The sequence below is a fragment of the Streptomyces sp. NTD107 genome (genome assembly GCF_059510435.1).
This window is the reverse complement of record NZ_JCAJZV010000002.1, coordinates 342,442-365,623: the sequence shown is the minus strand read 5'-3', so window position 1 is coordinate 365,623 and position 23,182 is coordinate 342,442. Positions and strand designations below refer to the sequence as shown.

Annotated in this window: 21 protein-coding genes; 16 read left to right on the top strand and 5 right to left on the bottom strand. The window is 70.9% G+C overall.

The window, feature by feature from the left end; genetic code table 11:
* Positions 1-23: 23 nt before the first annotated feature.
* The gene (nadA, locus tag AC5WRL_RS05395; RefSeq protein WP_496087127.1) at positions 24-1,214 is read right to left on the bottom strand and encodes a quinolinate synthase NadA; all 1,191 of its coding nucleotides are present in this window, start codon (positions 1,212-1,214) and stop codon (positions 24-26) included.
* Positions 1,215-1,456: 242 nt separating this feature from the next.
* Between nadA and AC5WRL_RS05390 the strand changes: the two genes are divergently transcribed.
* A complete protein-coding gene (locus AC5WRL_RS05390) occupies positions 1,457-1,810 on the top strand; it encodes a HesB/IscA family protein (protein ID WP_496087126.1) in 354 nt (117 codons plus the stop codon).
* Between the two features lie 92 nt (positions 1,811-1,902).
* Here the strand turns inward: AC5WRL_RS05390 and AC5WRL_RS05385 are convergent, their stop codons facing one another.
* The gene (locus AC5WRL_RS05385; protein WP_496087125.1) at positions 1,903-3,462 is read right to left on the bottom strand and encodes a hypothetical protein; all 1,560 of its coding nucleotides are present in this window, start codon (positions 3,460-3,462) and stop codon (positions 1,903-1,905) included.
* Between the two features lie 116 nt (positions 3,463-3,578).
* Here AC5WRL_RS05385 and AC5WRL_RS05380 point away from each other — a divergent pair, with 116 nt between their 5' ends.
* The gene (locus AC5WRL_RS05380) at positions 3,579-4,553 is read left to right on the top strand and encodes a carbohydrate kinase family protein (RefSeq protein ID WP_496087124.1); all 975 of its coding nucleotides are present in this window, start codon (positions 3,579-3,581) and stop codon (positions 4,551-4,553) included.
* Positions 4,554-4,611: 58 nt separating this feature from the next.
* Here AC5WRL_RS05380 and AC5WRL_RS05375 read toward each other — a convergent pair whose 3' ends face one another.
* A complete protein-coding gene (locus tag AC5WRL_RS05375) occupies positions 4,612-6,003 on the bottom strand; it encodes a cysteine desulfurase/sulfurtransferase TusA family protein (RefSeq protein ID WP_496087123.1) in 1,392 nt (463 codons plus the stop codon).
* A 288-nt stretch (positions 6,004-6,291) separates the two neighbouring features.
* Between AC5WRL_RS05375 and ctaC the strand changes: the two genes are divergently transcribed.
* The 4 genes from ctaC to AC5WRL_RS05355 all read left to right on the top strand — a co-directional run bounded on the left by ctaC (position 6,292) and on the right by AC5WRL_RS05355 (position 10,860).
* Positions 6,292-7,275 (top strand): aa3-type cytochrome oxidase subunit II, encoded by a 984-nt coding sequence (ctaC, locus tag AC5WRL_RS05370; RefSeq protein WP_496087122.1) that lies wholly within the window; start codon positions 6,292-6,294, stop codon positions 7,273-7,275.
* Positions 7,272-9,017 (top strand): aa3-type cytochrome oxidase subunit I, encoded by a 1,746-nt coding sequence (gene ctaD / locus AC5WRL_RS05365; protein ID WP_496087121.1) that lies wholly within the window; start codon positions 7,272-7,274, stop codon positions 9,015-9,017. Before ctaC ends, ctaD begins: the two co-directional genes overlap by 4 nt.
* Positions 9,014-9,412, top strand: coding sequence for a cytochrome c oxidase subunit 4 (locus AC5WRL_RS05360; RefSeq protein ID WP_496087120.1), 399 nt, complete (start codon positions 9,014-9,016; stop codon positions 9,410-9,412). The genes ctaD and AC5WRL_RS05360 overlap by 4 nt, the downstream gene beginning before the upstream one ends.
* Positions 9,413-9,567: 155 nt before the next feature.
* Positions 9,568-10,860, top strand: coding sequence for a L,D-transpeptidase (locus AC5WRL_RS05355; RefSeq protein ID WP_496087119.1), 1,293 nt, complete (start codon positions 9,568-9,570; stop codon positions 10,858-10,860).
* Between the two features lie 26 nt (positions 10,861-10,886).
* Here the strand turns inward: AC5WRL_RS05355 and AC5WRL_RS05350 are convergent, their stop codons facing one another.
* Positions 10,887-11,288 carry a hypothetical protein gene (locus AC5WRL_RS05350; protein ID WP_496087118.1) on the bottom strand — a complete coding sequence of 134 codons (402 nt, stop codon included), beginning with the start codon at positions 11,286-11,288 and terminating at the stop codon, positions 10,887-10,889.
* A 169-nt stretch (positions 11,289-11,457) separates the two neighbouring features.
* On the opposite strand from AC5WRL_RS05350, the gene ctaE reads away from it, so the two are divergent.
* The 7 genes from ctaE to AC5WRL_RS05315 all read left to right on the top strand — a co-directional run bounded on the left by ctaE (position 11,458) and on the right by AC5WRL_RS05315 (position 18,627).
* Positions 11,458-12,075 (top strand): aa3-type cytochrome oxidase subunit III, encoded by a 618-nt coding sequence (gene ctaE / locus AC5WRL_RS05345; RefSeq protein ID WP_496087117.1) that lies wholly within the window; start codon positions 11,458-11,460, stop codon positions 12,073-12,075.
* A gap of 75 nt (positions 12,076-12,150) precedes the next feature.
* Positions 12,151-12,960: a cytochrome bc1 complex diheme cytochrome c subunit gene (qcrC, locus tag AC5WRL_RS05340; RefSeq protein ID WP_496087116.1), complete on the top strand. Its 810-nt coding sequence runs from the start codon at positions 12,151-12,153 to the stop codon at positions 12,958-12,960.
* Positions 12,957-14,033, top strand: coding sequence for a cytochrome bc1 complex Rieske iron-sulfur subunit (qcrA, locus tag AC5WRL_RS05335; RefSeq protein WP_496087115.1), 1,077 nt, complete (start codon positions 12,957-12,959; stop codon positions 14,031-14,033). The genes qcrC and qcrA overlap by 4 nt, the downstream gene beginning before the upstream one ends.
* The gene (qcrB, locus tag AC5WRL_RS05330) at positions 14,030-15,685 is read left to right on the top strand and encodes a cytochrome bc1 complex cytochrome b subunit (RefSeq protein ID WP_496087114.1); all 1,656 of its coding nucleotides are present in this window, start codon (positions 14,030-14,032) and stop codon (positions 15,683-15,685) included. Before qcrA ends, qcrB begins: the two co-directional genes overlap by 4 nt.
* A 137-nt stretch (positions 15,686-15,822) precedes the next feature.
* Positions 15,823-16,887: an anthranilate phosphoribosyltransferase gene (trpD, locus tag AC5WRL_RS05325; RefSeq protein WP_496087113.1), complete on the top strand. Its 1,065-nt coding sequence runs from the start codon at positions 15,823-15,825 to the stop codon at positions 16,885-16,887.
* A gap of 86 nt (positions 16,888-16,973) precedes the next feature.
* Complete coding sequence (locus tag AC5WRL_RS05320) at positions 16,974-17,825, top strand: ABC transporter ATP-binding protein (RefSeq protein WP_496087112.1); 852 nt, start codon at positions 16,974-16,976, stop codon at positions 17,823-17,825.
* Positions 17,785-18,627 (top strand): ABC transporter permease, encoded by an 843-nt coding sequence (locus AC5WRL_RS05315; protein WP_496087111.1) that lies wholly within the window; start codon positions 17,785-17,787, stop codon positions 18,625-18,627. The genes AC5WRL_RS05320 and AC5WRL_RS05315 overlap by 41 nt, the downstream gene beginning before the upstream one ends.
* Before the next feature lie 31 nt (positions 18,628-18,658).
* Here AC5WRL_RS05315 and AC5WRL_RS05310 read toward each other — a convergent pair whose 3' ends face one another.
* Positions 18,659-18,940, bottom strand: a complete 282-nt coding sequence (locus AC5WRL_RS05310) for an Lrp/AsnC ligand binding domain-containing protein (RefSeq protein ID WP_496087110.1) — start codon at positions 18,938-18,940, stop codon at positions 18,659-18,661.
* Between the two features lie 229 nt (positions 18,941-19,169).
* Here AC5WRL_RS05310 and AC5WRL_RS05305 point away from each other — a divergent pair, with 229 nt between their 5' ends.
* From AC5WRL_RS05305 to AC5WRL_RS05295, 3 genes are all read left to right on the top strand, one after another.
* On the top strand, positions 19,170-20,516 hold the full coding sequence (locus AC5WRL_RS05305; RefSeq protein WP_496087109.1) for an NYN domain-containing protein: 1,347 nt from the start codon (positions 19,170-19,172) through the stop codon (positions 20,514-20,516).
* 300 nt (positions 20,517-20,816) lie between these two features.
* Complete coding sequence (locus AC5WRL_RS05300; protein ID WP_496087108.1) at positions 20,817-21,869, top strand: C40 family peptidase; 1,053 nt, start codon at positions 20,817-20,819, stop codon at positions 21,867-21,869.
* 204 nt (positions 21,870-22,073) lie between these two features.
* Positions 22,074-23,165 carry a C40 family peptidase gene (locus AC5WRL_RS05295; protein ID WP_496087107.1) on the top strand — a complete coding sequence of 364 codons (1,092 nt, stop codon included), beginning with the start codon at positions 22,074-22,076 and terminating at the stop codon, positions 23,163-23,165.
* Positions 23,166-23,182: the final 17 nt, after the last annotated feature.

The following is a 23,182-nucleotide window of genomic DNA, read 5'->3' as shown; positions in this document are numbered from 1 at the left end:
GCCGCACCGAGCCGGTGGCCGGCTCAGGGCAGGGCGAGCATCTGCTCCAGGGCGAGCTTGGCGTACTTCTCGGTCTGCGGGTCGACCGTGATCCGGTTGACGGTGCGGCCCTCGGCCAGCGCCTCCAGGGTCCACACCAGGTGCGGCAGGTCGATGCGGTTCATGGTGGAGCAGAAGCAGACGGTCTTGTCGAGGAAGACGATCTCCTTGCCCTGGGCGGCGTAACGATTCGCCAGCCGGCGGACCAGGTTCAGCTCGGTGCCGATCGCCCAGCTGGTGCCGGCCGGGGCGGCCTCCAGGGTGTTGATGATGTACTCGGTGGAGCCGACGTAGTCGGCGGCGGCCACCACCTCGTGCTTGCACTCGGGGTGCACCAGCACATTGACGCCGGGGATCCGGGCCCGTACGTCCTCCACCGACTCCAGCGAGAACCGGCCGTGCACCGAGCAGTGGCCGCGCCACAGGATCATCTTCGCGTCGCGCAGCTGCTGGGGGGTGAGCCCGCCGTTCGGCTTGTGCGGGTTGTAGAGGACACAGTCCTCCAGGGCCATGCCGAGTTCGCGCACGGCGGTGTTGCGGCCCAGGTGCTGGTCGGGGAGGAAGAGCACCTTCTCGCCCTGCCCGAACGCCCAGCGCAGCGCGCGCTCGGCGTTGGAGGAGGTGCAGATGGTGCCGCCGTGCCGGCCGGTGAAGCCCTTGATGTCGGCGGAGGAGTTCATGTACGAGACGGGCACGGTGCTCGCCGCGACGCCGGCCTCGGTGAGCACGTCCCAGCACTCGGCGACCTGCTCGGCGGTGGCCATGTCGGCCATGGAGCAGCCGGCGGCCAGGTCGGGGAGGATGACCTGCTGGTCGTCGGTGGTGAGGATGTCCGCGGACTCGGCCATGAAGTGCACGCCGCAGAAGACGATGTACTCGGCGCCGGGGCGGGCGGCGGCGTCGCGGGCGAGCTTGAAGGAGTCGCCGGTGACATCGGCGAACTGGATGACCTCGTCGCGCTGGTAGTGGTGGCCCAGGACGAAGACGCGCTCGCCGAGCCGCTCCTTGGCGGCCCGGGCGCGGGCGACCAGGTCGGGGTCGGAGGGGGAGGGGAGGTCGCCGGGGCAGTCCACGCCGCGCTCGCTGGCGGCGTCGGCCTCGCGGCCGAGCAGCAGGAGAGCCAGGGGGCTGGGCTGGACATCCAGGGGATCGGCGGTGCTCGGGGCGGTGTTCATGCCACCCACCCTTTCTGGCGCGTCCACGCCTTTTCGTCTAACTGACGTTATGGATGATAACCGTCCCGTGTCCGTTTGACGATGGCGAAAGCGTCAATGTGACGCATCCCTGGTTCCGGGTCACCGGGGGTGTGCGAGCATGGGAGGAAGGGAAAAACACCCGCCCAGAGCCGGAATGAATCCGGCGGGCTTTCTGTTGGAGCAGCCGGCAGAGGATTCCGCACTACCCGGGAGAGAAGCAGATGTCCGTATCGGACAAGACCGCTGTGAGCGACGGCATCATCCTTTCCGACGCTGCCGCGGGCAAGGTCAAGAGCCTGCTGGAGCAGGAAGGCCGGGAAGACCTCGCGCTGCGCGTGGCGGTCCAGCCGGGTGGCTGCTCCGGGCTGCGCTACCAGCTCTTCTTCGACGAGCGCTCGCTGGACGGCGACGTCGTCAAGGACTTCGACGGCGTCAAGGTCGTCACCGACCGGATGAGCGCCCCGTACCTGGGCGGCGCCTCCATCGACTTCGTCGACACCATCGAGAAGCAGGGCTTCACCATCGACAACCCCAACGCCACCGGCTCCTGCGCCTGCGGCGACTCCTTCAGCTGAGCCCAGCCGCGCCGCGCTGAGCCGAACGGAACGGGCGGCGGCCCCCCGAGTGGGGGCCGCCGCCCTTCGCCGTGCCGTGCCGTGCCCGGTGATCAGCTCACCGGGATCTCCTGGCCCCACTCGTCGACCAGCGTCCGGTCCCCGACGGGAGCCTCCAGCGTCACCTCGAAGGTCCGCTCCTCGGCGACCAGGATGCACGCCTCGTAGTCGGCGCTGCCCGGGACCGCCTCGATACGGAGCCGCACCTCGTCCCCCGACTCCTCGGCCACCGCCCGGTACTCCTCGCACACTCCCACCCAGGTGGTGAAGCCGAGGACGGTATCCGCCGGGTCGTACGCGGTGACACCCGGCACGCCGTAACCGGGTTCCCCGCCGTCACCGGCACCGGTGGACCCTTCGCCCGTCCCGGGGCTGCCCGGTTCGGTCACCTCACCGGCGTTGCCCGGATCCGCCCCGGCCTCCGCGAAGTCGTACTCCACCGCCGGGTACTGGAGCGTGCCCTCGATACCGTCGCCCGAAGTGACGGTGTAGGTCCAGGCGGGCACCAGCTCGACCGGACTGTGGTCGGCCTGCTGCCAGAACATCAACGACTGCTCCGCGCCGGTCACCTTCGACGGCTCCGGCTCCGGCTCCGGCGCCGGTTCGGGCGTCACGCACTCCCGGCCGCCCGGTTCGGCGGTCCCGGTGTCACCCGGATCGCCGTCGATGTCCGGCATGGCCTGCGGATTCAGCACCACGCACTCGACCGCCGGCGCGTACACCGAGTCGTTCCAGCCCCAGTGGTGCGCCTCAAGCGCCTCTCGCGCGGTGCCGATCTCCCGCTCCCCGGCGGCCACCGGCTCCCCGAGCGCTCCGGACGCGGACACGATCGCGCCCTGCGGCGAGACCGAGACCTCGGTCTCCATCCCGTGGGCGCGCAGCCCGTCCACCTCACGCGGGAAAAGCAGTGTCCGGTTCCCGTCGCCGTAGTCCAGGTACTCCACCGGGGTCTGCGCCACCCCCAGCGCCTCCAGCAGCGGCCCGGCCGCCTCCAGCGCCTCCGCCTCGGTCGGCACCGGCCCCATCGGCTCCCGAGGGGATACCGCGTCACTGCTCACCCCCGCGTCGGGGTCGCCCGGCTCCACCTGGACGTACTCAACGGTCAGGGGCGCGCCGTAGTAGGACCACTGCCCCGTCTCCCGGGACACCGACACAAAGGGCGCGGCCGGATCGGAACCGTAGACGGTCCAGGAGCCGTCGCTGCGCCCCGGCTCGCCGTCCACACCCAGCAGCGCGGCCAGTTCGGCGACCTGCTCCCTGGTGATTTCCTCCGGGAACCGGTACGCCTGGGCACGGCCCGGCCCCTCGGGCAGCTCCCCGGTGATCTCCAGCGAAGCCCCGCCGTACGGCCCCGGCCAGTCTCCGGCGCCGACCTCGTCCTGTCCGGCCGAGCCGGGCCGGGCCACCCCCGGCTCCGAGGCCGACTCATTGCCGGCTTCCCCGCCACCGTCCCTGCCGAAGACCGCCTGGGCGCCGAAGAGGCCGCCCGTCAGCAGGGCCACACCAAGGGCGCCCGCGGCGACGGTCATCCAGCGGGGGCGCTCCGCACGTTGCGGCTCCCGCGCCTCGGCGAGCACGTCCGTCTCTTCCGCCTCTTGCGCCTCTTCAGCCACGGCCAGGCTCCTCTCATGGGCTTCACCACTGGGACGGAACGACCCCGTGCCGGGTTCCTGGGGCCACGGGTAGCCTGGTCGGGCCCGTATCCGTGCCTCCCCAGGAGCAGCTCACCGTGCGCATCGCCGTCTCCGGCTCCATCGCCCATGACCATCTGATGACCTTCCCCGGCCGGTTCGCCGACCAGCTGGTGGCGGATCAGCTGCACACCATCTCGCTCTCCTTCCTGGTGGACGGGCTTGAGGTGCGGCGCGGCGGGGTCGGCGCCAACATCTGCTTCGGGATGGGCCAGCTGGGCGCCCGCCCGATCCTGGTGGGCTCGGCCGGGGCGGACTTCGAGGAGTACCGGGCCTGGCTGGACCGGCACGGCGTGGACACCTCCGCCGTACGGATCTCCGAAGTGCTGCACACCGCCCGCTTCGTGTGTACGACGGACTCCGACCACAACCAGATCGGCTCCTTCTACACCGGGGCGATGAGCGAGGCCCGGCTGATCGAGCTGGCGGCCGTGGCCGGCCGGGTGGGTGAGCTGGATCTGGTGCACATCGGGGCGGACGACCCCGAGGCGATGATGCGGCACACCGAGGAGTGCCGGACCCGGGGCATCCCGTTCGCCGCCGACTACTCGCAGCAGCTGGCGCGGATGAACGGCGAGGACATCAAGACGCTGACCGAGGGCGCCGCGTACCTCTTCAACAATGAGTACGAGAAGGCCCTCATCGAGACCAAGACCGGCTGGTCGGCGCAGGAGGTGCTGAGCAAGGTCGGCACCCAGGTCACCACGCTCGGCGCGCGCGGGGTGCGGATCGACCGGGCCGGTGAGGAGACGATCTTCGTCGGCTGTCCCGAGGAGGAGTCCAAGACCGACCCGACCGGCGTGGGTGACGCCTTCCGGGCCGGGTTCCTGGCCGGCCTGGCCTGGGGCGCCTCCCTGGAGCGGGCGGCGCAGGTGGGCTGCATGCTGGCCACGCTGGTGATCGAGACGGTCGGCACCCAGGAGTACACCCTGAGCCGCGGCCCCTTCATGGACCGTTTCACCAAGACCTACGGCGAGGACGCGGCGGCGGAGGTCCGCCAGCACCTGGGCTGACCGCCCGGCCGCGCCCGGCCCGCCGGCCCGTTCCGGGCGGCGCCGGGGGCGGGCGTGGTCAGCCGTCCGCCCGGCGGACCCGGTACGCGGGGGCGCCGGACTCGGTGGTCTCACCGAGATAGGTGTGGCGGTGGGTGTGGCACCAGGCGGGGATGTCCAGGCGGGCGGCCTCGTCGTCCGCCAGGACGGTGACCACCGCGCCCACCGGCACGGTGCCGATCACCTTGGCCAGCTCGATCACCGGGACCGGGCAGCGCTTGCCCAGCGCGTCCACCGTCACCCCGTCCGGGCCGCTCGCCACCACGGCCGGCTCGGCGGTCGTGGTGAGCCGGTCGCGGACCGAGGCGACCGCCTCGGGGAGAGTGGCCAGGAAGCGGTTCACCTCGCCCCGGGTGGTCCCCGGCGGCAGCGAGACGCGGACGTTGCCCTCCGACAGCACGCCCATCGCCCGCAGCACATGGCTGGGCGTCAGCGTCGAGGAGGTGCACGAGGAGCCGGAGGAGACCGCGAAGCCGGCCCGGTCCAGGGCGTGCAGCAGCGCCTCGCCGTCCGCGTACAGGCAGGAGAAGGTGACCAGGTGCGGCAGCCGCCGCGCCGGGTCGCCCACCACCTCGGTGTCCGGGACGAGTTCCGGCACCCGGTCCCGGATCCGGTCCACCAGCGCGGTCAGCCGCTCCGCCTCGGCCGTCGCCTCCTGCCGTACCGCGCGCAGCGAGGCCGCCGCCGCCACGATCGCCGGGATGTTCTCGAAGCCGGGCGCGTGACCGCGCTCGCGCTCGTCGGCGGGCGGCGGGGGAGCGAACCGTACGCCCTTGCGCACCGCCAGCAGCCCCACCCCGGCCGGGCCGCCCCACTTGTGGGCGCTGGCCGCCAGCAGCGACCAGTCGCCGGGGACCGGGCCCCAGGGCAGCGACTGGGCGGCGTCCACCAGCAGCGGGACACCGGCCGCCCAGCACAGCTCGGCGGCCTCGGCGACCGGCTGTACGGTGCCCACCTCGTGGTTGGCGGACTGGAGGCAGAGCAGCGCGGCCGGATCGCCGTCGCCCAGCACCGCGCGCAGCGCGTCGAGCCGCAGCCGGCCGGTCCGGTCCACCGGCAGTTCGGTGACGGTGCCGCCCGCCGCGCCGTGGGTCTCGGCGGCGTGCAGTACGGCCGAGTGTTCGACGGCGGAGACCAGCAGCCGGCGGCTCGCCCGGCGGCGGCCGGCCAGCGCGCCGGCGATGCCGGTGTGCAGCGCGCGGGTGCCGGAGGTGGTGAACGTCAGTTCGTCCGGCCGGACCCCGACCGACTCCGCCGCCGACTCGCGCGCCGCGTCCAGCAGGAGCCGGGCCCGGCGGCCCTCGCGGTGCGGGCGGCCGGGGTCGGCCCAGCCGTCGTCGAGGGCGGCCAGCAGGGCCTGCCGGGCGACCGGGTGCAGGGGGAGGGAGGAGGCGGCGTCGAAGTAGGGCACCCCCCGAACGTAACGCCCCCGCGTCAACCCGCGGCCTCCGGCCACCCCGTGCCGTACACATGTGCGTGCCGCCCTCGCGGTGCGTCAGAATGGCGCTGTGAGCGGCGACTCAGCCGGCACGGGAACCGGCGCGCCGGGTTGGGCACCCTCCCCGCACGACCTCAAATAGCGTCCAGTAGGGTTTGCACCGCATAAACATCCAAACCCCTGCCCGTGTCAGGGTCGGTGCCCCCGCCCCGGGCGAAGGCAGTGGCCGGATCGCGGGCGAGACTCTCGGGAAGGCGCTACGTGAGTCCCAACGGCTCCGACCGCTCGTCGCGGCGCCCGGTGCGGCGGATCCTGCCGCAGGCGTTGCTCGCGGGCTTGGTCCTGGCGACCGCGACAGGTTGCACATCCGAGGACTTCCCCCGTCTCGGTATGCCCACCCCGGTGACGGAGGAGGCGCCGCGCATTCTGTCCCTGTGGCAGGGCTCGTGGGCCGCCGCACTGGTGACGGGCGTGATCGTGTGGGGACTGATCCTGTGGAGTGTCTTCTTCCACCGGCGGTCCAGGACCAAGGTGGAAGTCCCGCCGCAGAACCGGTACAACCTGCCCATCGAGGCGCTGTACACCCTGGTTCCGCTGGTGATCGTCTCGGTCCTCTTCTACTTCACCGCACGTGACCAGACCAAGCTCCTGGAGACCTCGGACCAGCCGGACCACGTCATCAACGTGGTCGGTTTCCAGTGGAGCTGGGCCTTCAACTACCTGGAGCCCGTCGGCCATCTGGATGACAAGGAGCGGCAGGAAGCGGAGAACTTCGCCCACGACGCTCCCGAGCTGGCCTCCATCCCGGACCGGTTCATGGCGGCCGTCCCGCAGGACGCGGACGGCGTCTACACGGTGGGCGCGCTGGACGACCGCGACCCCGACACCGGCAACCCCGGGCCCACGCTGTGGCTGCCCGAGGGCGAGAGCGTGCAGTTCATCATCACCTCGCGGGACGTCAACCACTCCTTCTGGGTGGTTCCGTTCCTGATGAAGCAGGACGCGATCCCCGGGCACACCAACCGCTTCGAGGTCACCCCCAACAAGCAGGGCACCTTCATGGGCAAGTGCGCCGAGCTGTGCGGCGAGGCCCACGCCCGGATGCTCTTCAACGTGAAGGTCGTCTCTCCCGAGGAGTACCAGCAGCACCTCCAGGATCTGGCCGCCCAGGGTCAGACGGGCTTCATCCCGGCGGGCATCGAGCAGACGGAAGCCGCCACTAACGCGGAGACGAACCAGCCGTGACAATCCTTGACACCCCACAGGACGCCGGCGCCGCGAAGGCCGTGCCGCCGGTGCGCCGGAAAGAGCCCGGCAATGTTGTGATCAAGTGGCTCACCACCACGGATCACAAGACGATCGGCACGATGTATCTGCTGACGTCGTTCATCTTCTTCATCATCGGCGGCGTCATGGCGCTGATCATGCGCGCCGAGCTGGCCCGGCCGGGCTTGCAGCTGGTCTCGAAGGAGCAGTTCAACCAGCTGTTCACCATGCACGGCACGGTGATGCTGCTGCTGTTCGCGACGCCGCTGTTCGCCGGGTTCGCCAACTGGATCATGCCGCTCCAGATCGGCGCGCCCGATGTGGCGTTCCCCCGGCTGAACATGCTGGCGTACTGGCTGTACCTCTTCGGCGGTCTGCTGGTCATCGCGGGCTTCTTCACCCCGCAGGGCGCGGCCAGCTTCGGCTGGTTCGCCTACTCACCGCTGTCGGACGCGGTCCGCTCGCCGGGCATCGGCGCCGACATGTGGGTGATGGGCCTGGCCTTCTCCGGCTTCGGCACCATCCTGGGCGCGGTCAACTTCATCACCACGATCATCTGCATGCGTGCCCCCGGCATGACGATGTTCCGGATGCCGATCTTCACCTGGAACGTGCTGCTCACCGGTGTGCTGGTGCTGCTGGCCTTCCCGGTGCTGGCCGCCGCGCTGTTCGCGCTGGCCGCGGACCGGGTGTTCGGGGCGCAGATCTTCAATCCGGCCAATGGCGGCTCGATTCTGTGGCAACACCTCTTCTGGTTCTTCGGCCATCCAGAGGTGTACATCATCGCGCTGCCGTTCTTCGGCATCATCTCGGAGATCATCCCGGTCTTCAGCCGCAAGCCGATCTTCGGTTACATCGGTCTGGTCATCGCCACCATTTCCATCGCCGGTCTTTCGGTGACGGTGTGGGCGCACCACATGTATGTGACGGGGGCGGTACTCCTACCGTTCTTCTCCTTCATGACCTTCCTGATCGCGGTGCCCACCGGGGTGAAGTTCTTCAACTGGATCGGCACCATGTGGAAGGGGTCACTGAGTTTCGAGACCCCGATGCTGTGGTCGGTCGGCTTCCTGGTCACCTTCCTCTTCGGTGGTCTGACCGGCGTGATCCTGGCCTCGCCGCCGCTGGACTTCCATGTCTCGGACACCTACTTCGTGGTGGCGCACTTCCACTACGTGGTGTTCGGCACCGTGGTCTTCGCGATGTTCGCCGGCTTCCACTTCTGGTGGCCCAAGTGGACCGGCAAGATGCTGGACGAGCGGCTCGGCAAGATCACCTTCTGGACGCTGTTCATCGGTTTCCACGGCACCTTCCTGGTGCAGCACTGGCTGGGCACCGAGGGCATGGTGCGGCGGTACGCGGACTATCTCGCCGCGGACGGTTTCACCGCCCTGAACACCATCTCGACGATCAGCTCCTTCCTGCTGGGCATGTCGATGCTGCCGTTCTTCTACAACGTCTGGAAGACGTGGAAGTACGGGGAGCCGGTCAACACCGACGACCCGTGGGGTTACGGCCGCTCGCTGGAGTGGGCGACCTCCTCCCCGCCGCCGCGGCACAACTTCGTCACCCTGCCGAAGATCCGTTCCGAGTCGCCGGCGTTCGATCTGCACCACCCGGAGCTGGCGGTGCTGGACGCTCTGGAGCACTCCGAGCCCCGTACCGCGGCGGTCACCGGTGAGACCGAGGGCCGTACCGAGTCCGAGGGAGACGCCAAGTGAAGATCCAGGGTTATCTCTTCAGCGGCATCGGCCTGTTCATGCTGGGCGCGGCCATCGTCTACGGGCTGTGGTCCAAGGAGCCGGTCGGTACCACCGCGCTGTTCCTGTCCTTCTCGCTGGCCGCGATGATCGGGTTCTACCTGGTCTTCACCGCCCGCCGGGTGGACACCGGGGCGCAGGACCGCAAGGACGCCGACGTCGCCGACGACGCGGGTGAGCTGGGCTTCTTCGCCCCGCACAGCTGGGCGCCGCTGGTGCTGGGCCTGGGCGGTCTGACGGCCTTCATGGGTCCGGTCTTCGGCTGGTGGCTGTTCTTCTTCACCGCGCCGCTGCTGATCGTCGGTCTGTGGCTGTGGGTGTTCGAGTTCTACCGGGGCGAGAACCAGAACCAGTAGCCACGACACGCACGCCGCACGACGCCCGTCGTACGCGCCGCCGGCCCCCGGAGGGAACCCCCTCCGGGGGCCGGCGGCGTATGACACGACCGGCAGGTCCCCCGAATGCGGGATCTCCGCGCGCCCTGTCGGAGTATTATTCGTATTTTGTGACCATGGGTCACGTAAGAGGCATCACGGACAGCGCGCCCATCAGGGCGGTCGCATCCCGCCGGACGGCGCTCAGCTGCGCCCTGATACTCGCCCCGCTGATGGTCTGGGTCACCGCGTGCAGTGACGCGTCCCGCTCCCTCACGGGCAAGCCCTACGACGCCACCGAACAGCTCTCGTTCGGCATCGCCGGGGACAGCGACTCGGCCGTCAACCCCGACGAGCCGCTGAAGATCACCAGCAAGGACACCGACGGCCGGATCACGGACGTGGTGGCCACCGACGCGGCCGGCCGCACCATCCCCGGACAGCTGTCCGAGGACGGCAGCAGCTGGCACAGCACCAGCCCGCTGGCGGCCGGCGCGAACTACACCGTTCAGGTGAGTACCGAGAACGAGGGCGGCCGGCCAGGACGGGGCACCCACACCTTCACCACCGGCGACTCCACCGCCACCCCCCTCGACATCGAGCTGGGCCCCGGCACGGGCACGTACGGCGTGGGCCAGCCGCTCACCGCCGAGCTGAGCGAGGCCGTCGCCGACCCGGCCGAACGCGCCCTCGTCGAGGGCGCCCTCACCGTCGCCTCCGAGCCCCGGGTGGAGGGCTCCTGGCACTGGGTGGACGACACCATGCTGCACTACCGCCCCAAGGAGTACTGGCCGGCCGGTACGGGCGTCACCGTCCGCTCCGACCTCGCCGGACTGCACATCAGGGACGGACTGCGCGGCGGCGCAGGCCAGGAGCTCCAGCTCACCATCGGCGACCGGGTGGAGGCGGTGGCCGACATCAGCGGCCACTACATGACCGTCTCCCGCAACGGCGAGGTCCTGCGCACCCTGCCCATCACCACCGGCAAGGTGGGCTTCGCCACCCGCAACGGCAAGAAGGTCGTACTCGGCCAGGAGCAGAACGTCCGGATGACCGGCACCAGCATCGGCATCCCGGCCGGCAGCTCCGAGTCGTACGACCTCAACGTCACCTGGGCCACCCGGCTGACCTGGAGCGGCGAGTACGTGCACGCCGCCCCCTGGTCGGTGGGCTCCCAGGGCAACTCCAACGTCAGCCACGGATGTACCGGAATGAGTGACGCCAACGCCCGCTGGTTCTTCGAAACGGTGCGCCCCGGCGACATCGTCGAACACATCAACGGCTACGGCGAGGACATGGCGCCCTTCGGCAACGGCTTCGGCGACTGGAACCTGACCTGGGACGAATGGCTGGCGGGCAGTTCGCTCCACCAGCCGGCCGACCCGGCCGGGGCGGCCGGCAGCCCCAGCAGGCTCGCCCCGGCCCTGTGAGGCCGCTCCCGGCCGCCGGCCCTCGATCAGGCGACGGCCGGCAGCCGGGAGCGCAGCAACGCCGCCAGGGAGCCCGCCAACTGGACCGGGTCCACCGGGTGCGGGACCGCCGCCTCCGCCCGGCTCCAGGTCGCCAGCCAGGCGTCCTGCGGCCGGCCGATCAGCAGCAGCACCGGGGGGCAGTCGAAGATCTCGTCCTTGATCTGCCGGCACACCCCCATGCCGCCCGCCGGGACGGCCTCGCCGTCCAGCACGCACACATCGACCCCGCCGCGCTCCAGTTCGGTCAACACCGCGGGCAGGGTGGCACACTCCACATACTCGACCGCCGGCACATCGGCGGCGGGGCGGCGCCCGGCCGCCAGACGTACCTGTTCGCGGGTGTTCGCGTCGTCGCTGTAGACCAGCACCGTTGCGGTCCGCTGCATCGTTCCTCCGCGTGAATGGACGGGTAGCGTGGCCCGGATGCTACTCCGTCCGCACCGCCCGGCGGCAGGGGTCGCGGGCCCCGGTGTGGTGTCGCGTCGTCCCAGGACATACCGCTTGGACACACCGAATGGCACCCCCCGGCTAAGCGCCGGATAAGCGACCGACATAATGTCGGGCGTGGCGACAGCAACAGCAGTAGAAACCGGGCGCGCACACCCCTCGGTCAACAGGCCGAATGTCACCAGCGTCGGAACCGTCATCTGGCTGAGTTCCGAGCTGATGTTCTTCGCGGCGCTCTTCGCGATGTACTTCACCCTGCGATCGGTGATGGGAGCGGAGTTCTGGACGGATAAGGCGGACACCCTCAACGTCCCCTTCGCCCTGGGCAACACCACGATCCTGGTGCTCTCTTCCGTGTTCTGCCAGCTCGGCGTCTTCGCCGCCGAGCGCGGCGACGTCAAGAAGCTCCGCCTGTGGTTCGTGGTCACCTTCGTGATGGGCGCGGTGTTCATCGGCGGCCAGGTGACGGAGTACGTGGAACTGGTGCACGAGGGCGTCTCGCTCTCCTCCGACCCCTACGGGTCGGCCTTCTACCTGACCACCGGCTTCCACGGCCTCCATGTGGTGGGTGGGCTGATCGCCTTCCTGCTGGTCCTGGGACGGACCTACGCGGCGCGGCGGTTTACCCATGAGCAGGCCACGTCGGCCATCGTCGTGTCCTACTACTGGCACTTCGTGGATGTCGTCTGGATCGGCCTCTTCGCCACGATCTACCTGATCAAGTAGCCGGTCGCCGCACCGGACGCGCTCCGACGCATACCTCAAGCACCGACGCAGCAGATCCTGACACCGGGGTAATCCGTGAAAAAGCTCTCCGCACGACGGCGCCATCCGCTGGCTGCGCTCGTCGTCCTTATCTTCGCGCTGGCGGTCACCGGGGGGCTGTACGCCGTACTGGCTCCCTCCGGTGAGGCCAAGGCCGAGGAATCGGCCCAGACCCTCACCATCGAGGAGGGCAAGAAGCTCTACGACGTGGGCTGCTCCAGCTGCCACGGCGCCGGCGGCCAGGGCGCCAGCGGTGGCCCCCCGCTGGTGGGTGTCGGTGCCGCTGCCGTCGACTTCCAGGTGGGCACCGGCCGGATGCCCATGCAGCAGCCGGGCCCGCAGGCCCCGCGCAAGCCCACGGTCTACGACCAGGGGCAGATCGACCAGCTCGCCGCGTACATCGCCTCGCTGGGCCCCGGCCCGGAGGTGCCCCTGCCCGAGGCATACGACCCCGCCGAGGGCGACCCGGCGCGCGGCGGTGAGCTCTTCCGCACCAACTGCGCGCAGTGCCACAACTACACCGGCCAGGGTGGCGCCCTGACGCACGGAAAGTTCGCCCCCAACCTGGCGGATGTGAACCCGCGTCACCTGTACGAGGCCATGCTGACCGGCCCGCAGAACATGCCCTCCTTCCCCGACGGGGTGCTCCCGCAGGAAGCCAAGCAGGACATCATCGCCTGGCTGGACGCGGTCAACACCTCCGATTCGCCCAACCCCGGCGGCCTGAGCCTGGGCGGCTACGGCCCGGTCGGTGAGGGCTTCTTCGCCTGGACCATCGGCATCGGCATGCTGATCGCCGTGGCCGTGTGGATCGCCGCCCGCAGTGCGAAGGCGAAGAAGTCATGAGCCATCCCGACGACAACGACTCCCGGAACCCCGACAACAACGTGTCTGACGAACACCTGCCAAGTGAGCAGGAGCGTGGCGCGGTGGCCGTGGCGGACGATCCGTTCGCGGACCCCGGACTGCCCCCGCACGAACACCGCAGGCAGGACATCGACGAGCGGGCCGCCAAGCGGTCCGAGCGCACCGTGGCCCTGCTGTTCACGGTGTCGATGCTCGCCACCATCGGCTTCATCGCCTCCTACGTGGCCATCCCGATCGACAAGATCGTCTACATCTGGCCGCTCGGTCACATCAGCGGGCTGAACTTCGCCCTCGGCGGGACCCTGGGCATCGCCCTGTTCTGCATCGGCGCCGGCGCGGTCCACTGGGCCCGCACGCTGATGTCGGACGAGGAGATGACCGACGAGCGGCACCCGATCGAGGCCGCCCCCGAGGTGAAGGCGCAGGTCCTGGCGGACTTCGCGCAGGGCACCGCCGAGTCGCAGTTCGGCCGCCGCAAGCTGGTCCGCAACACCCTCTTCGGCGCGCTGGCGCTGGTGCCGCTCTCCGGCGTGGTGCTGCTGCGCGACCTGGGCCCGCTGCCCGGCACCAAGCTGCGCCACTCGAAGTGGAAAGCCGGCTCGTTGATCATCAACGAGAACACCATGCAGCCGCTGCGGCCCGAGGACATCACCCTCGGGTCGCTCACCCAGGCCATGCCGGAGGGTCTCGACCCGCACGATCACGACTTCCAGGTCGAGATCGCCAAGGCCGCGGTCATGCTGATCCGCCTGGAGCCCGAGGACATCAAGGACCCGAAGTCGGCCGAGTGGGGCCACGAGGGCATCCTGTGCTTCTCCAAGATCTGCACGCACATCGGTTGCCCGGCCACCCTGTACGAGCAGCAGACCCATCACGCGCTGTGCCCCTGCCACCAGTCGACGTTCGACCTGGCCGACGGGGCCCGGGTGCTGTTCGGCCCGGCGGGTCACCCGCTGCCGCAGCTGCGTATCAAGGTGAACGACGACGGTTACCTCGAAGCCCTCGGTGACTTCGAGGAGCCGCCCGGCCCGAGCTTCTGGGAGCGCGGATGAGTACGGCAACGAAAACCGCCGAGGCTCCGGAGGCGCCGTCCTCACGGGGCAAGGCGCCCGCCGGCGAGCGCATCGCCGACTGGGCGGACGGCCGGGTCGGGATCTACTCCCTGGCCAAGGCCAACATGCGCAAGATCTTCCCGGACCACTGGTCCTTCCTGCTGGGCGAGATCTGCCTGTACGCCTTCATCATCCTCATCGCGACCGGCGTCTATCTGACGCTGTTCTTCGTGCCGAGCATGGCGGAGGTCGAGTACCACGGCTCGTACGGGCCCATGAACGGGCTGCTGATGTCCGAGGCGTACGCCTCGACGCTCGACATCAGCTTCGACGTACGCGGTGGTCTGCTGGTGCGGCAGATCCACCACTGGGCGGCGCTGATCTTCGTGGTCGGCATCTTCATGCACATGATGCGGGTGTTCTTCACCGGTGCGTTCCGCAAGCCGCGTGAGATCAACTGGGTCTTCGGCTTCCTGCTGTTCGTGCTGGCGATCCTCACCGGTCTGACCGGCTACTCGCTGCCGGACGACCTGCTGTCGGGTGTCGGTATCCGCTTCTCCGAGGGCGCCATGCTGGCCGTCCCGGTGGTCGGCTCGTACATCCAGATGTTCGTCTTCGGCGGGGAGTTCCCCGGCACGGACATCATCCCGAGGTTCTTCATCGCGCATGTGCTGCTGCTGCCCGGCATCATGGCGGCCCTCGTGGTGGCCCACCTGATCCTGATCGTGTACCACAAGCACACCCACTACGCCGGTCCCGGGCGCAAGAACACCAATGTGGTGGGCTTCCCGCTCTTCCCGGTGTACATGGCCAAGGCCGGTGGCTTCTTCTTCCTGGTGTTCGGCGTGATCGCGATCATCGCCGCCACCACCACGATCAACGGCGTGTGGGTCCTGGGGCCCTACCGGCCCGACCAGATCACCTCCAACGCGCAACCGGACTGGTATCTGGGCTTCTCCGAGGGCCTGGTGCGCATGATGCCCGGCTGGGAGTGGGTGATCCCGGGCGGCTACACGCTGAACTTCGGTCTGCTGGTGCCGCTGGCGGTCTTCCCGACCATGCTGATCGTCATCGCCCTGTACCCGTTCTTCGAGAGCTGGGTCGTCAAGGACCGGCGCGAGCACCACATCGCGGAGCGCCCGCGCAACGCGCCGACCCGTACCGCGTTCGGTGTGGCGTGGATCAGCTGGTACCTGGTCGCCCTGATCGCCGGTGGCAACGACGTCATCGCGCTGAAGTTCGGGCTGTCGATCAACACCATCACCTGGTTCTGCCGGATTGCCTTCTTCGTCCTGCCGGTGCTCGTCTTCTGGGCCACCCGCCGGGTGTGCCTGGGCCTCCAGCGCCGGGACCGGGAGAAGGTGCTGCACGGCCGGGAGTCCGGGGTGATCAAGCGGCTGCCGCACGGCGAGTTCATCGAGGTGCACGAGCCGCTGTCGCGCGAGCAGCTGCACACGCTCACCGCGCACGACCAGCACAAGCCGGCCGAACTGCCGCCCGCCACCGACGAGAACGGGGTCCGCAACAAGGTCGGCCTCATCGAGCGGGCCCGGGTGAAGGTCAGCCGGGGCTACTTCGGCGAGAGCGGCCAGATCGCCAAGCCGACCGCCGAGGAGTACCGCGAGATCACCGAGGGACACGGCCACCACTGAGCCGCGCCCGTCGCTGACACCGTTGGGGCAGGGCCCCGGTCCGAGGATTCCGATCCCCGGACCGGGGCCCTTGCCGTATGCCCCGGCGGGTTAGGCTGCCCGCAGCAGATCCCCGGATCCCGAACCAGAGGTGAGCCATGAACACGGTGCCCCCCGTCGGTGACGACGCCGCGGCGGCCCGCACGTGGCCCGACCTGCTGACCACCCTGATCTCCGGCGCGGATCTCGACGCCGGGGACACCGCCTGGGCGATGGACCGCGTCATGCGCGGCGAGGCGACCGGCGCGCAGATCGCCGGCTTCGCGGTGGCGCTGCGCGCCAAGGGCGAGACGGTGGAGGAGATCACCGGTCTGGTCGACGCGATGTACGCGCACGCCCGGCTGATCGAGGTCCCCGGGCCGACCGTGGACATCGTGGGCACCGGCGGCGACCGGGCGAAGACGGTCAACATCTCCACCATGTCGGCCATCGTGGTGGCCGGCACCGGGGCCAAGGTCGTCAAGCACGGCAACCGGGCGGCGTCCAGCGCCAGCGGGGCCTCGGACGTCCTGGAGAAGCTGGGCGTGAATCTGACGCTGTCCCCGGAGCGGGTCGCCGAGGTCGCCGGGGAAGCGGGCATCACCTTCTGTTTCGCGGCCAACTTCCACCCCGCGCTGCGGCATGTGGCCGCCGCCCGGCGCGAGCTGGGAGTGGCCACCGCGTTCAACTTCCTTGGCCCGCTGACCAACCCGGCGCGGGTACGGGCCCAGGCCACCGGGGTGGCCGACGCCCGGATGGCGCCGATCATGGCCGGCGTGCTGGCCGAGCGGGGCAGCTCGGCGCTGCTGTTCCGCGGGGACGACGGCCTGGACGAGCTGACCACCACGGCCACCTCCACGGTGTGGGTGGTACGGGACGGGTCGGTGCGCAAGGAGTCCTTCGATCCGCGTGAGGTGGGCATCGAACTGGTGCCGGTGGAGGCGCTGCGCGGCGCGGACGCCTCGTACAACGCCGATGTGGCCCGCCGGCTGCTGGCCGGCGAGCCGGGCCCGGTACGGGACGCGGTGCTGCTGAACTCGGCCGCCGCCCTGGTGGCCCTCAGCCCCACGGACGCGCCGCTGGCCGAACAGCTCGCGTCGGCGATGACCCGGGCGGCCACCTCCATCGATACGGGCCGCGCCCGCGACACCCTGGAGCGGTGGGTGGCGGCGAGCCACGCCTGACCTTTCCCGGGCAGAGCCGCGCCGGGCCCGCCGGCCGATCGTCCCGGCGCGAGCGGAGTGGCCATGATCAGGGCAGTATGGGCGGTATGTCCGATGATGGCGATGCTGGTGCCGCGCCCGACGCGGTCGTCTGCGCCGGGTTGCGCTATGCCTTCGACGGGACCAAGGCCGTCGACGGGGTCGATCTGACGGTGCGGGCCGGGGAAGTCTTCGGGCTGCTCGGCCCGAACGGAGCCGGCAAGACCACCGCCATCCGTACCATCACCACCCTGCTGCCCGTCCCGCCGGACATGGTGCGGGTCTTCGGGCAGGACGCCGCCCGGCAGAAGATGGCCGTACGGCGGCTGCTCGGCTACGTACCCCAGGCCCTGTCCGCGGACGCCGACCTCACCGGCCGGGAGAACGTCAGTCTCTTCGCCCGCGTCTACGACGTGGACCGCCACGAACGCACCGCCCGGGTCACCGCCGCCCTCGCCGCGGTCGGCCTGACCGACGCCGCCGACCGGCGGGCCGCCACGTACTCCGGCGGTATGATCCGCCGCCTCGAACTGGCCCAGGCCCTGGTCAGCGGGCCCCGGCTGCTGGTGCTCGACGAGCCCACCATCGGCCTCGACCCGATCGCCCGCACCAGCGTGTGGCGCCGCATCGACGAGGTACGGGCCGCCTCCGGCATGACGGTGCTGGTCACCACCCACTACATGGACGAGGCCGAACAGCACTGCGACCGCCTCGCCCTGATGCACCGGGGCACCATCCGTGCCCTGGGCACCCCGCGCGCGCTGCGCGACCAGGTCGCGGCGGAGACCGGGGCCAAGACCCCGCCCTCCCTGGAGGACGTCTTCCGCCACTACGCCGGCGACACCTTCGAAGAGGACGAGGGGACGGAGGGCTACCGCGATGTCAGAACCACCCGCCGCGCCGCCTCCCGGGGCGGCTGACCTCGGCCCGCTGCTCACCCCGCCCCGGGCCCGCTCCGGCTGGCGCACCGTACCGGCGCGGATCATCGCCATGTGCGTGGTGGAACTCCAGAAACTGCGCCACGACCGCACCGAGATCTACACCCGGGCCGTCCAGCCCGCCCTGTGGCTGGTGATCTTCGGCGAGACCTTCACCCGGATCCACGCCGTACCCACCCACGGGGTGCCCTATCTGGACTTTCTGGCGCCCGGCATCATCGCGCAGTCGGCGATGTTCATCGCGATCTTCTACGGCATCACCATCATCTGGGAGCGGGACGCCGGGGTCCTGACAAAGCTGATGGTCACCCCCACGCCACGGGCCGCGCTGGTGATGGGCAAGGCGTTCGCCGCCGGGGTGAAGGCCCTGATCCAGGCGGTCGTGGTGATCGCCATCGCGACGGTGCTCGGCGTGTCGTTCCTGTGGAACCCGCTGCGGCTGCTCGGCGTCGTGGTCGTGGTGGTGCTCGGCTCGGTGTTCTTCTCGTGCCTGTCGATGACCATCGCCGGGATCGTGCTCACCAGGGACCGGCTGCTGGGCATCGGACAGGCCATCACCATGCCGCTGTTCTTCGCCTCCAACGCGCTCTACCCGGTGGAACTCATGCCCGGCTGGCTGAAGGCGATCGCCGCCGTCAACCCGCTGAGCCACCAGGTGGACGCCCTGCGCGGGCTGCTGATCGGCACCTCCGACCATCTGCTGCTCGACCTCGGCGTCCTGGTGCTGTCGGCGGCCCTGTCCATCACCGCCGCCGCCCTGCTGCTGCCCCGGCTGGCCCGCTGACCGCTGACCGCTAACCGCTGGGCGCCGAGCGCTAGGAGTCCAGGCCGATCGCGAACGCCGCCTCCAGGTCATGCTGCGAGTAGGCGCGGAACGCGATGTGGGTTTCGGTGGACTCCACGCCGGGAACCTTGCTGATCCTGCCGGGGATCACCTCCGCCAGATCGTCATGGCGGGGGACCCGGACGATCGCGATCAGATCGTGCGCCCCGGTCACCGAGTACACCTCGCTGACCCCTTCCAGGGCCGCGATCGCCTCCGCGATCTCCGGGATACGGTCCACGCTTGTCTTGATGAGCACGATGGAGGTGATCACGGCTTGGCCTTCCCTGGACAGCGGTCGTGGTACGCCGCTCACCTTAGCCGCCGGGCGTGCGCCGTCCGCCTTACGGGCGATCCCCGGCGCCTGAGCACACGGGCGAGGACGCAGGCCGTAGGGTGACGGTGCGGATGACTACAGCGGTCGCGGCCGGGCAGTACAGAAAGTAGGCGAAACCATGGCGCATTCTCAGCCAACGGATGCTGACGGACGGGTGTGACCGGTCATGGATGCCACCGATGGCGATGACGGAGCCGAGCCCGCCGAGAGCCTGGACCGTCCGCTGCCGGAGAAGGTACGGCACCGCGTGATCGTGGTGGCCGGCGACGCCTTCGCCGGGCTCACCGTCAACGAGCTGCCGCCCGCCCTGCGGCAGTACGCCCGCTTCACCCCCACCCGCCGGGTCCGGCACGGCGGCGCCGCCATCGCCACCACCCTGGAGACCGACACCCTCTTCCGGCACCGCGTCGCCGCCCGGCTGCGCGCCGCCGAACCGGAGCTGGCCGAGGCCGTGGAGAACGGCACCGTGCCGGCCGCCGCCGACCCCGTCGCGGTCGCCGCCACCGCCTATCTGCTGCGTCCCCCCGGCTGGGCCAAGCTGGTGGCCGCCGCGGGCGAGGAGGCGCAGCGCGTCCAGGACGAACGCGCCGGGGAGGAGCGTGAGCGCGAACTCGCCCGGCTGCGCACCGAGCTGGCCGAGGCCCGTACCGTCGCCCGCGCCGACACCGAGCGGCTGCGCGAGGAGCTGGAGGCGGCCCGCAAGGAGACCGACGCGGTGCACCGCAAGCTGCGCAGCGCGCTCAGCGATGTGCGGCGCGGCGAGGCCACCGTGCGCAAGCTGCGCGAGGAACTGGAGACGGTACGGGGTGAGGCCGCCACCCACCGTACCGCCGCCGACAGCGAGGCACGGCGGCTGCGGTCCCGGCTCGCCGAGGCCGAATCCGCCCTGGAGTCCGGGCGCAAGGCGGTCCGCGAGGGGCGCGGCATCGAGGACATGCGGCTGCGGTTGCTGCTCGACACCGTGCTGGAGGCATCCCAGGGGCTGCGTCGTGAACTGGCCCTGCCGCCCGCCCAGTTCCGGCCGGCCCAGACCGTGGAAGCGGTGCGGCCCGGGGAGCTGTCGCCGCAGGACGTCGCCCATCGCGCGCTGGCCGAGGACGACCCGGCGCTGCTCGACCAGTTGCTGGCGCTGCCCCAGGCCCATCTGGTGGTGGACGGCTACAACGTCACCAAGTCCGGGTATCCCACCCTGCCGTTGGAGAAGCAGCGGGCCCGGCTGCTGCGCGGCCTGGCGGTGCTGGCGGCGCAGACCGGCGCCGAGATGACCTGTGTGTTCGACGGCGCGGAGCTGGCCGCGCCGGTGCTGCTGACCCCGCCGCGCGGGGTGCGGGTGCTGTTCAGCAACCCCGGGCAGACCGCCGACGAGCTGATCCGCCGGCTGGTGCGGGCCGAACCCCCGGGCCGTCCCGTGGTGGTGGTCTCCTCCGACCGGGAGGTCGCCGACGGCATCGCCCGCGCCGGGGCCCGCCCGGCGGCCTCCGCGCTGCTCCTCAAGCGCCTTGCCCGGACTTGATCCGGTTGCCCGGATCTCACCCGCCATGCCGGTTTTTCCGCTGGTCCGGGGCGATCTGCCCCCGTGTGCTCCGCACACTGGGTGAGCCGTGGTCGCTCGGCGTGTGAGGTAAGTAAAAAATGTCCGCGGGGATTTGAATGAGGGAACAACGCCTCGCTAGGGTCGGGCCTCGAACCTTCGCGCGGTCGCTCACCCATCCAGGGTGGCCGTGAGGGTACCGCCGATTCCGCGGCCGATGCGCGGAGCCGGGGCCAAGCCCCCACACCCGGCAGGCGGCTGAGGAAGAAGGAGATCGCCCCAGTGGCGTCCCACCGTCGTCCCAAGCCCCCGAGCCGCGCCCGGGTGACCGTTTTCGGCGCCACCGCCGCCGCCACCGTCGCCCTCAGCTCCCAGGCCGCGCAGGCCGCCGAGACCAAGGAACAGGTCCAGGAGCGGGTCGACCAGCTCCACGAGGAAGCGGCCATCGCGACCGAGGAGTACAACGGCGCCAAGGAGCGCGAGGGCCAGCTCCAGGAAGAGGTGGAGACCCTCCAGGACTCCGCCGCCCGTGGCCAGGAGGAGCTGAACGAGCTGCGCTCCGGCCTGGGTTCGATCGCCGCCGCGCAGTACCGCACCGGCGGCCTCGACCCCTCCGTACAGCTCTTCCTCTCCGGCGACCCCGACGCGTACCTCGAACGCGCCTCCACCCTCAGCCAGATCACCGGCAAGCAGGCCGAGACGCTTCAGCTGATCGAGACCAAGCAGCGCACCCTCGCCCAGCAGCGCGACGAGGCCACCGACAAGCTCGCCGAACTGGAGGAGGCCCGCGATGAGATCAAGGACCGCCGGGACACCATCCAGGGCAAGCTCAGCGAGGCCCAGACGCTGCTCAACCAGCTGACCGAGGAGGAGCGCGCGGCGATCGCCGCCGCCGAGGCCGAGGAAGCCGCCGCCGCGCAGGCCGCCGCCGAGCGCGCCAACCGTGGCGGCAGCGACACCCGCCCCGTACTGGACGGCACCGGCTCCTCGCGCGGCCAGTCCGCGCTGGCCGCCGGCGCCACCAAGGTCGGCTCCCCGTACGTGTGGGGCGCCACCGGCCCGAACTCCTTCGACTGCTCCGGGTTCACCACCTGGTCCTTCGCCCAGGCCGGCGTCCAGCTGCCGCGCACCTCCCAGCAGCAGGCCAACGCCGGCACCCGGGTCAGCGAGAGCCAGCTGGCGCCCGGCGACATCGTGCTGTTCTACGGCGACCTGCACCACGTGGGGATCTACGCCGGCAACGGCCAGGTACTGCACTCGCCGGGCACCGGCAAGTACGTGGAGTACACCGGGCTGCACACCATGCCGTTCCAGTTCGGGGTCCGCGTCGGCTGATCGCCGCCGATGGTCATCTGACCCGACACAATCCTCCATCCGGGTGAATCGGCGGCCCCTTGCCGTGGCCGCCGACCCCCGCTGACCTGCGGCGCGACCACACCGCGCCGGATACGCCCCGGTCCGGGATGCGCCATACCCGGCCGCGCCGCCACTAGATTCTGCTCCCCTCAGGTACCCCCACCGAAGGGAGCACGGCGCGCAGTGGCATCCCACCGGCGTCCCCCGCACCACGGCCAGGGCCGCGCGGCCCGCGCCTCCGTCCTGTCCGCCGCCGCGACCGCCGCGGTCGCCCTGGGCAGCGCGCCCGCCGTGGCCGCGCCCGCCACCGACCTGGTCAGCGCCCCAGGGGGCACCTCCCAGGCGCCGGCCTGGGGGAGGGTGGACGAGCTGTTCGCCGAGGCGGAGCGCGCCGTGGACGCGTACAACGACACCGCCGAACGCGTCGAACGGCTCACCGCCGAGGCCGAGCGCTACCAGCGGCGGGTGGAGACCGGCCGGCAGGCCGTCAACGACACCCGCCGCTCCCTGGGTTCGGCCGCCGCCGCGCACTACCGGGCCGGCGGCATGGACCCCACCGTGACCCTGATGCTCTCCGACGACCCGGACAGCTACCTCGCCCGAGCCGCCGCCCTGGACCGGGCCGGCAGCAGACGCTCGGGCGAGCTGCGCGACCTGCGGGCCGCCCAGCGCACCCTGGAACAGCGCCGCGCCGAGGCCGGCGACAAGCTCGACGAACTCGCCGACGAGCGCGCCCGGCTGGCCCGCGAGAAGCAGACGGTCCTGCGCAAGCTCGCCACCGCCCAGGCCCAGTACGACCGGCTCACCGCCGAGGAACACGCCGAACGCGAGCGCGCCGAACGCGAGCAGGCCGAACGCGCCGCCCAGCGGGCCCGGCCGGCCACCGCACCGGCCACCGCACCGGCCCCCGCCGTCGCCACCACCGGGACCGGCCGCGGCGCCACCGCCCTCAGCGCCGCCCGGGGCGTCCTCGGCAGCCCGTACGCCTGGGGCTCGGCCGGTCCCTCCTCCTTCGACTGCTCCGGCCTCACCCAGTGGGCCTACCGTCAGGCCGGGATCGCCCTGCCCCGCACCTCCCAGGCCCAGGCCGCCGCCGGCACCCCCGTCCCGCTGACCGCCGCCCAGCCCGGCGACCTCGTCGTCTACCGCGCCGACGCCAGCCACGTCGCCCTGTACGTGGGCGGTGGCCAGGTCATCCACGCCCCCTACCCCGGTGCCCAGGTACGCACGGACCCGGTCGGCATGATGCCGCTGCACTCCGTCGTCCGACCCTGAGCCCCGGCCCGCCGCCG